Annotated in this window: 12 protein-coding genes; 8 read left to right on the forward strand and 4 right to left on the reverse strand. The window is 70.0% G+C overall.

All coding sequences use genetic code 11. The features are described from left to right. Positions 1 to 61 precede the first annotated feature (61 nt). Positions 62 to 1081, forward strand: coding sequence for an alcohol dehydrogenase AdhP (gene adhP, locus N553_RS0118510; RefSeq protein WP_197030135.1), 1020 nt, complete (start codon positions 62 to 64; stop codon positions 1079 to 1081). Positions 1082 to 1201: 120 nt separating this feature from the next. Here the strand turns inward: adhP and N553_RS25475 are convergent, their stop codons facing one another. Continuing rightward, positions 1202 to 1357 (reverse strand): hypothetical protein, encoded by a 156-nt coding sequence (locus N553_RS25475; RefSeq protein ID WP_197030133.1) that lies wholly within the window; start codon positions 1355 to 1357, stop codon positions 1202 to 1204. A gap of 167 nt (positions 1358 to 1524) precedes the next feature. On the opposite strand from N553_RS25475, the gene N553_RS0118520 reads away from it, so the two are divergent. The 7 genes from N553_RS0118520 to focA all read left to right on the forward strand — a co-directional run bounded on the left by N553_RS0118520 (position 1525) and on the right by focA (position 8724). Further along, complete coding sequence (locus N553_RS0118520) at positions 1525 to 1986, forward strand: hypothetical protein (protein ID WP_028047762.1); 462 nt, start codon at positions 1525 to 1527, stop codon at positions 1984 to 1986. Then, positions 1983 to 3212 (forward strand): NRAMP family divalent metal transporter, encoded by a 1230-nt coding sequence (locus N553_RS0118525; RefSeq protein ID WP_028047763.1) that lies wholly within the window; start codon positions 1983 to 1985, stop codon positions 3210 to 3212. The genes N553_RS0118520 and N553_RS0118525 overlap by 4 nt, the downstream gene beginning before the upstream one ends. Further along, entirely contained in the window at positions 3209 to 3601 is a 393-nt protein-coding gene (locus tag N553_RS0118530; RefSeq protein WP_028047764.1) for a hypothetical protein, read from the forward strand. Before N553_RS0118525 ends, N553_RS0118530 begins: the two co-directional genes overlap by 4 nt. Continuing rightward, positions 3588 to 3941 carry a hypothetical protein gene (locus tag N553_RS0118535; RefSeq protein WP_028047765.1) on the forward strand — a complete coding sequence of 118 codons (354 nt, stop codon included), beginning with the start codon at positions 3588 to 3590 and terminating at the stop codon, positions 3939 to 3941. The genes N553_RS0118530 and N553_RS0118535 overlap by 14 nt, the downstream gene beginning before the upstream one ends. Before the next feature lie 180 nt (positions 3942 to 4121). Then, positions 4122 to 6638 carry a sodium-translocating pyrophosphatase gene (locus N553_RS23650; RefSeq protein ID WP_231505320.1) on the forward strand — a complete coding sequence of 839 codons (2517 nt, stop codon included), beginning with the start codon at positions 4122 to 4124 and terminating at the stop codon, positions 6636 to 6638. Continuing rightward, positions 6635 to 7684: a glycosyltransferase gene (locus tag N553_RS0118545; RefSeq protein ID WP_028047766.1), complete on the forward strand. Its 1050-nt coding sequence runs from the start codon at positions 6635 to 6637 to the stop codon at positions 7682 to 7684. Before N553_RS23650 ends, N553_RS0118545 begins: the two co-directional genes overlap by 4 nt. Positions 7685 to 7854: 170 nt before the next feature. Beyond that, entirely contained in the window at positions 7855 to 8724 is an 870-nt protein-coding gene (focA, locus tag N553_RS0118550) for a formate transporter FocA (RefSeq protein WP_028047767.1), read from the forward strand. Positions 8725 to 8738: 14 nt separating this feature from the next. Here the strand turns inward: focA and N553_RS0118555 are convergent, their stop codons facing one another. The 3 genes from N553_RS0118555 to N553_RS0118565 are packed head-to-tail and all read right to left on the reverse strand — an operon-like array spanning position 8739 to position 12342. Beyond that, entirely contained in the window at positions 8739 to 9920 is a 1182-nt protein-coding gene (locus tag N553_RS0118555) for a bifunctional 2-methylcitrate synthase/citrate synthase (RefSeq protein WP_028047768.1), read from the reverse strand. Further along, on the reverse strand, positions 9917 to 10831 hold the full coding sequence (gene prpB, locus N553_RS0118560; RefSeq protein WP_028047769.1) for a methylisocitrate lyase: 915 nt from the start codon (positions 10829 to 10831) through the stop codon (positions 9917 to 9919). Before prpB ends, N553_RS0118555 begins: the two co-directional genes overlap by 4 nt. Further along, entirely contained in the window at positions 10831 to 12342 is a 1512-nt protein-coding gene (locus N553_RS0118565; RefSeq protein WP_028047770.1) for an MmgE/PrpD family protein, read from the reverse strand. Before N553_RS0118565 ends, prpB begins: the two co-directional genes overlap by 1 nt. Positions 12343 to 12409 lie beyond the last annotated feature (67 nt).

Raw genomic sequence — 12409 nt, forward strand, 5'->3', positions numbered from 1 at the left:
AATGCCGCGGGCTGCCCGTGACCGGGCGTCTACTCATCGAGGAGTGCGCACCATGGAAACCATGAGGGCCGGCGTCGTCCGGTCGTTCACCACGGACCTCGACATCGCGGAGGTCGCCATGCCCGCGGTCGGTCCGAACGAAGCGCTGGTCCGGGTCGACTACTCAGGGGTGTGCCACACGGATCTGCATGCTGCCCGTGGAGACTGGCCGGTCAAGCCCGCCCCGCCCTTCATCCCCGGGCACGAGGGGGTCGGGCACGTCGTGGCCGTCGGCGATGCCGTGAGCCGCGTCGCGGTCGGGGACCTGGTCGGCAACGCCTGGCTCGCGTCCGCGTGCGGGGAGTGCGAGTACTGCGAGACGGGCTGGGAGACGCTCTGCCCGAGCCAGCAGAACAGCGGCTACTCGGTGGACGGGTCGTTCGGTCAGTACATGGTCGTGGACGCGCGGTACTGCCCCGTCCTGCCCGCAGACGTCGACCCCGTGGGCGCGGCGCCCGTCCTGTGTGCCGGGGTGACGGTCTACAAGGGCCTGAAGATGACGGACACCAAGCCCGGAGAGTGGGTCCTGGTCTCCGGCATCGGCGGGCTCGGGCACCTCGCGGTCCAGTACGCGGTCGCGATGGGCCGCAGGGTCGCAGCGATCGACGTCGACGACACGAAGCTCGCGCTCGCGACCAAGCACGGCGCCGAGGTCGTGGTCAACGCCGCGACCGAGGCTGACCCGGCGGCGAGGCTGCAGGAGCTCACCGGCGGCGTGCACGGTGCGCTCGTGACCGCCGTCAACGCGCACGCCTTCCCGCAGGCCGTCGGCGCCCTGCGACGCGGTGGCACGGTGTCTCTGGTCGGGCTCCCGCCGGACCAGTTCCCGCTCGACATCTTCACGACGGTCCTGTTCGGCCTGACGGTGCGTGGCTCGATCGTCGGCACCCGCAAGGACATGGCCGAGGCGCTCGACTTCTACGCGCGCGGACTGATCCACCCGACGTACACCGTCCGCCCGCTCGACGACATCAACGCGATCTTCGCCGAGATGCTCGCCGGCGAGATCGACGGTCGCGTCGTCATGGACATGCGCGCCTGAGCCCTCGAGGGCGGTCGGTGGTGCCCGGCCGGGCACCACCGGCTGCCTGAGTCACCCCCTGCGTCAGGGTCGAGCCACCAGCACCGCCGAGGGTGCGGAGCCCGACCGAGGGTACCGGCGTCAGACCCGTGCCCGGCCGCGCCCGAACAACCAGCCGATGAGGCTGATCACCAGGAGCGCGATACCGACCCACAGCAGGACCTTCGCCGCGGCGACGGCAACGCCGAGGACGATCATGACGACACCGACGACGATGAGGATGAGCCACAGAGCCATGGCCGTGTCCTTCGAGACGGGGCGACCGGGGGGTCGCCTTCGGGCCCCTACCGCTCCTTGATCGGGACACAAGCATCGTCGACCCGCCGAGGCGCCGCCGCACGTCGGAGGCCCACGACCGTGCTGGTCGAGATGCAGGCGCCCCGCGGACACGCGACCATGCATCGGTGCAGACCATCCGGTCGAGAGCGGGCCTCCTGCTCAGCGTCGCGCTCCTCGCGGGGTGCGCCGTCGGTTCCACGGGGACCCGGGTGGACGATGCCCGAGCACTCGTCGACCCTGTCGCGCAGGCCTCGTCGGCGGTGCAGACCGCACAGCTGTCCGTCCGGCTGCTGGGCGACGAGGACGTCACGGCTCCAGTCGCTGACACCGCGCTCCTGGACTCGATCCGCGTCCTCGCCGAGGCCGCGGACGCGGTGGTCACGCTGGTACCGGCCGACCCGACCGGCTCCCGGTGGCAGGACGACGCCCTGGAGGCCGTCCAGTCGGCGCAGGTCGCTGTCGCAGGCGCCCGCGCGTGGGCGAACGGCGCGACGACGAGCGAGGAAGCGACGGCAGCCGCGCTCGACGACAGCGCGGCCACCCTGGACGCGATGAGCGCGACGCTCGAGCAGGCGAGCGGCACGTGAAGAAGGTCCTCGGACTCGCGCTCGGCATCCTGACCGCCATCGGTGGGTTCCTCGACATCGGCGACCTGGTGACCAACGCGGTCGTGGGGTCACGGTTCGGACTGTCCCTCGCGTGGGTCGTGGTCGTGGGTGTGATCGGGATCTGCCTGTTCGCGAGCATGTCCGGGCGGGTCGCCGCAGTGAGCGGGCGGGCGACCTTCGAGATCATCCGCGAACGCCTCGGCCCACGCGCGGCGGGCGCCAACCTCACCGCCAGCTTCCTGATCAACCTGCTGACCCTCACGGCGGAGGTCGGCGGCATCGCCCTTGCGCTCCAGCTGGCCAGCAGCGTCGAACCGCGCCTGTGGATCCCCGTCGCGGGCCTGGCGGTCTGGCTCGTCGTGTGGCGCACGAAGTTCTCCATCATGGAGAACGTCACGGGTCTGGTCGGTCTCACGCTCGTCGTGTTCGCCGTCACGGTCTTCCTGCTCGGTCCGGACTGGAGCACGCTCGCGGACCAGACCTTCCACCCGGGCGTCCCCGCGAACGAGGGGCGCGACGTGTACTGGTACTACGCGATCGCGCTCTTCGGAGCGGCGATGACCCCCTACGAGGTGTTCTTCTTCTCGTCGGGCGCCGTGGAGGAGCGGTGGTCGGCCAAGGACCTCGCACAGTCTCGGCTCAACGTGCTCGTCGGCTTCCCGTTCGGCGGCATCCTGTCGGTGGCCATCGCCGCGTGCGCTGCGATCGTCTTCCTCCCCGCCGGGATCGAGGTCTCGTCGCTGTCGCAGATCGTGCTGCCCGTCGCGCTGGCCGGCGGAAAGCTCGCGCTCGCCGTCGTCATCGTGGGCATCGTCGCCGCGACCTTCGGCGCAGCGCTCGAGACGTCCCTGTCGAGCGGGTACACGCTCGCACAGTTCATGGGCTGGTCCTGGGGGAAGTTCCGCCGCCCGGCCCGGGCGGCACGCTTCCACCTGACGATGATCGTCTGCATCCTCGTCGCCGTCGGCGTGCTCATGACGAGCGTGGACCCGATCGCGATCACCGAGTTCTCCGTGGTGTTCTCGGCGATCGCCCTGCCGCTGACCTACCTCCCGATCCTCGTCATCGCCAACGACCCCGAGTACATGGGCAAGCACGTCAACGGGCGGGCCACCAACGCGCTGGCGCTGGTGTACCTCGTCATCATCGTGGCGGCGTCCGTCGCCGCGATCCCCCTGATGATCGCCACAGGAGCGGGCTCATGAGCCTCCCACCCGACGAGCGTCCACCCGGCCGCATCCTGGACGCGCGCCTGCACCTGCTCGACCGGCAGGTTCTCGACGTCGACGGTGTCCCGACCTGCACCGTCGACGACCTCGAGATCCACGGGCTCGACGGCAGCGACCGACCCGACGGCACCCAGACCGCCGTCGTCACCTCGCTGCTCTCGGGCGCGGTCCTGGCAACCCGCGTCCTCGGCGGACGGCCGCCCGCGTCACGCTGGCACCGCATCCGCTGGACGCACGTCACCGACGTCGGGACCACCGTGCGGCTCGGCGTCCACGGCGACGCCCTGGACGTCACCTGGACCGAGCGATGGGTACGCGACCACGTCATCGGACGACTCCCCGGAGGCCGCCATGATCCTGGGTGACCTCCTCGACGCGCGGGTGACCGACGCCGACGGTCGGGGCCTCGGGTTCGTCGTCGACGCCCGGTTCGCGCTCGACGGACCGATCGACGGCCTGCTGGCCGCCCCCCGCCTGCACGGGCTGCTGGTCAGCCCGCGCACCGCCACGTCGTTCCTCGGGTACGAGCGCAACGGGGTGCGCGCTCCGGCGCTCCTGGCGCGTTGGTTCCGGTGGCGGCACCGGGGCACGTTCCTGGTGCACTGGTCGGACGTCCGGTGGGTCGCTGACGGCACGGTCGTCCTGCGGGCCGGATACGAGCGGTACTCCCCCGGCCTGACGGGGACTGCGCCGCAGCAGGGCTGACCCGCGGGGCGTCGACGACCTGCCGTCGCTGGGCCGGGCGGCGGTACGACAGGGCTGTGCCGATCCGGTCATCATGCCTCGACGGCCACCGCCGGAGCAGGGCCGGACGGCCCTGGTCCTGCAGGTCAGCGAGCCGACAACCTTCGGGGAGGACCACACCCACACAGAATCGGGGACCCCGTGCTGACCGCCGCGACCGCCTGGACCACGTTCTCCTCGACGGCCGCGGCGCCACCCGGCACCGGCTCCGGCGGCGAGGCGAACCTGGTGCTCCCCGACCTCTGGTCGGTGACCGTCACCGGCGGCGTCTCCGGCGCTCTGCTGCTCGGGGTGGGGCTCGTCGTGTGCGTGCTCGGGCTCGGCTTCGGGATGCTCGCGTTCGTCCAGCTGCGCCGGATGCCGGTCCACGCGTCGATGCTCGAGGTCTCCGAGCTCATCTACTCGACGTGCAAGGCCTACCTCGTCAAGCAGGGCCGGTTCCTGATGATGCTGTGGGCCTTCATCGCCGCGGTGATCGTCGTGTACTACCGCTTCCTCATCGACTTCCCCTGGAGCCGCGTCGCGATCGTCATCGCGTTCAGCCTGCTCGGGATGGCCGGCTCCTACGCGGTCGCCTGGTTCGGCATCAGGGTCAACACGTTCGCCAACTCGCGCACCTCGTTCGCGGCGCTGCGCGGTCGCCCGCTGCCCGTGCACAGGATCCCGCTGAAGTCGGGCATGTCGATCGGGATGGTCCTGATCAGCCTCGAGCTCCTGATGATGCTGGTCATCCTGCTGTTCCTCCCCCGCGAGGTCGCGGGTGCGTGCTTCATCGGCTTCGCGATCGGCGAGTCGCTCGGCGCGGCTGCCCTGCGCATCGCGGGAGGCATCTTCACCAAGATCGCGGACATCGGCTCGGACCTGATGAAGATCGCGTTCAAGATCAAGGAGGACGACGCCCGCAACCCCGGTGTCATCGCCGACTGCACGGGTGACAACGCGGGCGACTCGGTGGGCCCGAGCGCCGACGGGTTCGAGACGTACGGCGTGACCGGTGTCGCGCTCGTGACGTTCGTCCTGCTGGGCGTCCACGACCCGGGCGTCCAGGCCACCCTCCTGGTCTGGATGTTCGCCCTTCGCGCGGTCATGATCGTCGCGTCCGTCGTGTCCTACCTCGTCAACGACGCGTGGGTCCGCCGCCAGTACCGTGACGCGACCCGCATGAACTTCGAGACGCCGCTGACGTCGCTGGTCTGGGTCACGTCGGCCGTCTGCATCGCGGCGACGTACGCGACGACGTACGTCATCCTCGGCACGGGACCGACGGCCGACCACTGGTGGGTCTTCGCGACGATCGTCGCGTGCGGCACGCTTGCCGGCGCCGTGATCCCCGAGCTGGTCAAGGCGTTCACGTCGACGGGCTCCCGCCACGTGCGCGAGGTCGTCATGAGCTCACGTGAGGGCGGCCCGTCGCTCAACATCCTGTCGGGGCTCGTCGCCGGCAACTTCTCCGCCTACTGGCTCGGCGTCACGATCGTGGGACTCATGGGCGGCGCGTACCTGCTGTCCGGGATCGGGCTGTCGGCGCTGATGCTGGCGCCCGCAGTGTTCGCGTTCGGGCTGCTCGCGTTCGGCTTCCTCGGCATGGGGCCCGTGACGATCGCCGTGGACTCCTACGGGCCCGTGACGGACAACGCGCAGAGCGTGTACGAGCTGTCGATGATCGAGGAGGTCGACGGCATCGAGGGCGAGCTCGCCGCGGACCACGGTCTCACGCCCGAGTGGGACCGCGCCAAGACCATGCTCGAGGAGAACGACGGCGCCGGGAACACGTTCAAGGCGACCGCCAAGCCGGTGCTCATCGGCACCGCGGTCGTCGGCGCCACGACGATGATCTTCTCGATCATCATGGGCCTCACCGACGGCCTGACCACCGGGCTGCAGAACCTTTCCCTGCTGCACCCGCCGTTCCTGCTCGGCCTCGTCATGGGCGGCGCGGTGATCTTCTGGTTCACGGGAGCCTCCATCCAGGCCGTCACCACGGGCGCCTACCGGGCCGTCGAGTTCATCCGCACCTCCATCAAGCTCGACGGCGTCACCAAGGCCAGCGAGGCGGACTCGCGCCGGGTCGTCGAGATCTGCACCCAGTACGCACAGCAAGGCATGCTCACGATGTTCCTCGGGGTGTTCTTCGCGACCCTGGCCTTCGCGTTCGTCGAGCCGTACTTCTTCATCGGCTACCTGATCTCCATCGCACTGTTCGGTCTCTACCAGGCGTTCTTCATGGCGAACGCGGGTGGTGCGTGGGACAACGCGAAGAAGATCGTCGAGATCGACCTGCACGCCAAGGGCACCGCGCTGCACGACGCGACGATCATCGGCGACACGGTCGGCGACCCGTTCAAGGACACCTCGTCGGTCGCCCTGAACCCGGTGATCAAGTTCACGACGCTGTTCGGCCTGCTGGCGGTGCAGCTCTCGGTCCAGCTCGTCGACGACGGGCGGCACACCCTGGTCGCGTGGCTGTCCGCGCTGTTCTTCGGGGCGTCCGCCTTCTTCGTCTACCGCTCGTTCTACGGCATGCGGATCAAGGCCGCCCTCTCCGACGGGGACCTGCCGAACGAGCCGGGCGACGACGACAGCGCACCCGACGCCGACGACGTGCCGGCTGAGACGACCGACAACCGGCTCGTCGAGACGATGGTGGGTGACCGGTGAAGGTCGCGATCCACTACCCGGACGCGCGCGTCGACCCCAGCGGTCACGTCGCGGACCACGACGCGGGCTCGACCCTCGTCCGGCGGCTGCTGCGGATCTTCCCGGGGTCGCTCCTGATCGGTGACGTGCCCCGCGGGTGCGTGGGCTTCGCGGTGCGTCCGCTCGAGCTCGTCGACCCGGCCGAGCACGTCGTGATCAACATGGCGGCGCTCGAGTCCATGACGATCTGGCGGGCGCTCGCGCGCTCGGGGCGTGACCCGCGGCTCATGAACTTCGTCTGGAAGAACACGTCGAGCATCACCGACCCGGTCGAACGCGCGGCGGTCGCGCTCTCGTGCGCGCTGTTCCCCACGTTCGCCAACTCGGAGCGGACCGCCGGGGAGGTGCACGAGATCGTCGACCGCTGGACCATCCCGGCCCTGGCCGAGAAGGCCGACGTGGCGTGGGTGAACCTCGGGATCCGGCTGGACCACGTGCTCCCACGTCGGGACCCGGACGTCCCGGTCGTCCTCTACCCGGCGATCTACCTGTCCGAGCGCAAGCAGCCCCAGGTGTTCCTCGACGTGCTCGAGCGCCTGGCACGGCGCACGCCGCTGCGTGTCGAGGCACGCCTGCACGAGTCGCACCTCGCGTCCGAGACGGCGATGCGCCTGTCCCTGCGCGACTGGGCGTGGGTCGGCCCGCTGACCTCCTCCCGGGAGGACTACTGGGCGGCCCTCGCACGCACGACCGCGTTCCTTGCGACGGCGAAGGACGAGTCCTACGGCCTCGAGTACATCGAGGCGCTCGTCGCGGGCGCGGTCGGCGTGCTGCCGGACCGTCCCTGGGCCAGAGCGATCCTGCCGCCGGCGTACCCGTTCCTGTACCGGACGACCGCGGAGGCGGAGGCGATGCTGCTGCGGGCCCTCACCGAGCCGGACGCATGCCGCCGGGAGGCGGACGTGGCCGCGGGGGGCAGCTTCGCGCAGTGGCTGCGCGCACGGCACAGCGACGACCGGTTCGACGCCGCCATCATCGACCAGGTGGAGCGCTGGTTCGGCGCGTAGGGCGAACCGCCCGTCAGGCGCGGCCGTCGACGAGGTCCCCCGTCGAGGTCGAGCTCGCCGACGGTCGTGCGGCCGGCGGGCGCCGACGCTACGACCGCGTAGATTCCGAATGGGCCGCGCGAGACTTCACCTCAGATCATGACGGCGTGTCACCCGAGACAGGAGGACAGATGTCCGAGCCTCAGCCAAGCCCGATGCTCACGCCTGCCGAGATGGCCCGCGCGGCAGAGGACGCCGCGCACGCGAAGGCGACGGGCGTGCCCCTGAAGTCGTTCATGCTGGGGCTGACCGCGGGCGGGTACATCGCCCTCGGCTTCGTCTTCTACCTCACCACGCAGGTAGGCGCCGAGAACATGCCGTACGGGATCGGACGACTGGTCGGTGGGATCGCGTTCTCCACCGGCCTGGCGCTGGTCGTGCTGACCGGAGCGGAGCTGTTCACGTCGTCCACGCTGACGCTCACGGCGCGCGCCGCGGGCCGCATCAGCTGGTCTCAGCTCCTGACCAACTGGGGCATCGTGTACGGCGCGAACTTCCTGGGCGCCCTGACGATGGTCGCCCTGATCTACGTCGGTGGCACCTGGCACAACGCGAATGACGCCTGGGGTGCCGTCGTGCTGAGCACGGCGCTCGGCAAGATGCACCACACGTTCCTCCAGGCTTTCGTCCTGGGCATCCTGTGCAACCTCCTGGTGTGCCTCGCCGTGTGGGCCGCCTACGCCGGGCGGACGGTCACCGACAAGATCGTGGCGGTCACGCTGCCAATCGCCTTGTTCATCGCCGCGGGGTTCGAGCACTGCGTGGCCAACATGTTCCTGCTGCCGCTCGCCGTGCTCATCAAGGACACCGCAGGTTCCGATTTCTGGACCGCCACCGGGCTCGACGAGCAGGAGTTCGCCAGCCTGACGATCCCGCACTTCCTCGGGCACAACCTGCTGCCCGTCACGCTCGGGAACATCGTCGGCGGCGGCGTCATGATCGGGATCTTCTACTGGACGGTGTTCCGTCGCCACCACCGACTGACGACACCCGCGAGCTGAGCAGACTCGCGCGGTCAGTCGGCCTCTTCCGCCCGGTCCGCGAGGGCGAGCTCGTCGGCGTGCTGGACGTAGCCGTCGATGTGCCGCTCGTCCGGACCGACGTACTCCGAGAGGGGACGGATGAGCGCGTTCGACGCCGCCTGCTCGAGGATGTGCGCCGTCCAACCGGTGATCCGGGCAGCCACGAAGATCGGTGTGAAGGTCGCCGTGTCGAAGCCGATGAGGTTGTAGGCCGGCCCGGACGGGTAGTCCAGGTTCGGGTAGATCCCCTTGCGGGACACGAACTCCGACTCGAGCGCGGTGTACAGGTCGAGGACGTCCGGGCGGTCGTAGTGCGCGACGAGACTCTCCAGGGCGACCTTCATGGTCGGCACCCGGGAGTCGCCCCGCTTGTAGACGCGGTGGCCGAAGCCCATGATCTTGCGCTTCTCACCGAGTGCGTTGTCGAGCCACGCCGGGACGTTCGCGGCGTCGCCGATCTCCTCGAAGGTGCGCATCACGGCCTCGTTGGCACCACCGTGCAGCGGACCCTTGAGGGCACCGATCGCGGCCACGACCGCGGAGTAGAGGTCGCTGAGCGTCGAGGTGACGACCCGGGCGGTGAACGTCGACGCGTTGAACGAGTGCTCGGCGTACAGGATCATCGACCGGTTGAACGCGTCGACAACCGTCTCCTCGGGCTCCTCGCCGAAGGTCATCCAGAGGAAGTTCGCGGCGTAGTCCAGGTCGTCGCGCGGCTCGACGACGTCCAGGCCGCGACGACGGCGCTGACCGTAGGCGACGATCGCCGGGAGGGCAGAGAAGAGCTGCAGGCTGCGCGCCAGGTTGCTGTCGGCGCTCCCGGTCACGTCGAGCACAGAGCCCGAGCCGGCAAGGTCCACCGCACCGAGCAGGCTGACGGCGGTGCGGACGTCGTCCATGGGATGTCCGTCCACCGGCAGCAGGTCCAGGACGGTCCGGACGTCCGGGTCGAGCGGTCGCAGGGGGCGCTCGGCCGCTCTCTGGGACGCGAGCTGCTCGTCGTCGGGCAGCTCGCCGTGCCACAGCAGGTACGCGACCGCCTCGAACGACTGGGTCGACGCCAGCTCCTGCACGGGGTAGCCGCGGTAGAGCAGCGAGTTGGTCTCGGGGTTGACCTTCGAGACGGCCGTGACGTCCGCGACGACACCGGCCAGACCCTTCTTGATGTCGCTCATGCACCGCTCCTGTTGTTGTCCAGGTCGAACGTGAAGATTCCGCTGTCGAACGCGGAGTAGCTCTCGTAGTCGAGCAGCTCGTAGAGGCGCGCACGCGTCTGCATCTCGGGCACCGTCGAGGTCAGCGAACCCTCGGCGAGGATCGTCTCGAGGCCGCGTTCCGCCGCGCCCATGGCGAGCCGCAGGAGCGACACCGGGAAGATCACGATGTTCACGCCGACGTCCGCGAGCTGCGCGGTCGTGAACAGCTCGCTCTTGCCGAACTCGGTCATGTTGGCCAGGATCGGCACGCTCACCGCGGCCCGGACGGCGGCGAACTCCTCGAGGGAGGCCATCGCCTCCGGAAAGATCGCGTCTGCTCCCGCGTCCTGCAGCGCCTTCGCCCGGGCGACCGCCGCCGCCAGCCCGTCGACGCCACGGATGTCGGTGCGGGCCATGATGAGGAAGTTCGGGTCGCGCCGACCCTCGACCGCGGCGCGGATGCGCTTGAGCGCTGTGGCCTCGTCGACGACCTCCTTGCCGTCCAGGTGCCCGCAGCGCTTGGGGTTCACCTGGTCCTCGAGGTGCATGCCGGAGATGCCCGCGTCCTCGAGCACCTGGACGGTGCGGGCCACGTTCATCGGCTCGCCGAACCCGGTGTCCGCGTCGATCAGGGTCGGCAGGTCGGTGACCCGCGCGATCTGCCCGCCACGCTGCGCGACCTCGGTCAGGGTCGTCAGGCCGATGTCGGGCAGACCCAGGTCCGCCGAGAGCACCGCGCCCGAGATGTAGACGCCCTCGAAGCCCTTGTCCTGGATGAGGGCCGCACTGAGCGGGTTGAAGGCCCCGGGCATCCGGACGAGCTCGCCCGCGTCAAGCCGTGCCCGGAACGCCGCGCGCTTGTCGGCCGCGGTGACGGTCGAGTGCAGCATCAGAGCAGCCCCTTCGGTGCCTCGGGGAGTCCCGCGACGAGGACGTTGAGGTCGCCCACCTCGGCGGCGGTCAGCGTCGGCAGGCCCTGGGCGAGCGCGAGGAACGCGTCGATCTGGTCCGCGCCGAGAACGGGGCCCGCCAGCGTGCGGAACTTGCGCACGTAGTCGGGGCGCGTGAAGGGTCGCGCGCCGAGGGGGTGCGCATCGGCGAGCGCGATCTCGTCGACGATCCGGCCGCCCCCGACCAGGTCGATCTCCACGCGGCCCCCGAACGCCTTCTCGGCGAGGTCGTTCGAGTGGTACCTGCGGGTCCACTCCGGGTCCTCGACCGTGCTGATCTTGTGCCAGAGCTCCACCGTGTCCGGACGCGTGGCCCGCGACCGGGCGTACGAGAGGTTGTGGTCCCACGCACCGTCCTGCAGTGCGACCGCGAAGATGTAGGCGATCGAGTGGTCAAGGGTCTCGCGGCTGGCCGTGGGGTCGAACTTCTGCGGGTCGTTGGCGCCGGTGCCGATCACGTAGTGCGTGTGATGGCTGGTGGCGAGCACGATCCGCTCGACGTTCGCGGGGTCGCGGATCTCCGGGTGCGTGGCACCCAGCGCACGGGCGAGGTCGATCCACGCCTGCGCCTGGTACTCGGCGGAGTGCTCCTTGGTGTAGGTGTCGAGGATCGCGCGCTTGGGCTCGCCCGGCTCCGGCAACGGCACCTCGTACCGTCCGTCGGGCCCGTCGAGCAGCCACGCGATGACGCCGTCCTCGCCCTCCCAGATCGGCGACGGGCTCGTCTGCCCGCGCATGGCCCGGTCGACAGCCTCGATCGCCATCTTGCCCGCGAACGCCGGTGCCGACGCCTTCCAGGTCGAGATCTCGCCCTTGCGTGACTGCCGCGTCGCCGTCGTGGTGTGCAGGGCCTGGCCGATCGCCTGGTAGATCGTCTCGACGGGCAGGCCGAGCAGCGTCCCGATGCCCGCGGCCGCGCTCGGGCCGAGGTGCGCGACGTGGTCGATCTTGTGCGCGTGCAGCGAGATCGCCTTCACCAGGTCGACCTGGATCTCGTAGCCCGTGGCGATGCCGCGTACGAGTGCCGCGCCGTCCTTGCCCGTGTGCTGGGCCACCGCGAGGATCGGCGGGATGTTGTCGCCGGGGTGCGAGTACTCGGCGGACAGGAACGTGTCGTGGTAGTCGAGCTCGCGCACCGCGACGCCGTTCGCGTAGGCAGCCCACTCCGGCCCGTACCTGCCCTCGATGCCGAAGACGGTCGCCCCTGCTCCCCCGGATGCGGGACCGACCGGGTGGGCCTGCGCCTGCCCCCGAGCCGCGACGATCGGGGCCCGCGCGAGCGACGCCACAGCGACCGACGCGTTGTCGATGAACCGGTTGACGATCATCTCCACGACGTCGGGGTCGACCGCCACCGGGTCGGACGCGACCTCGGCGATCTTCCACGCCAGCTGCTGCTCGCGCGGCAACGGCTCGGAGCTCTTGTAGGTCCGCAGAGCGTGCAGCAACATGTCGTGCCCTTCTCGGTTCTCGCGCGCATCGGTACCACGCATGATCATCAACGCCCGGTGCCGCCCC

The sequence above is a fragment of the Cellulomonas sp. URHE0023 genome, assembly GCF_000688475.1.
Taxonomy (GTDB): Bacteria; Actinomycetota; Actinomycetes; order Actinomycetales; family Cellulomonadaceae; genus Cellulomonas.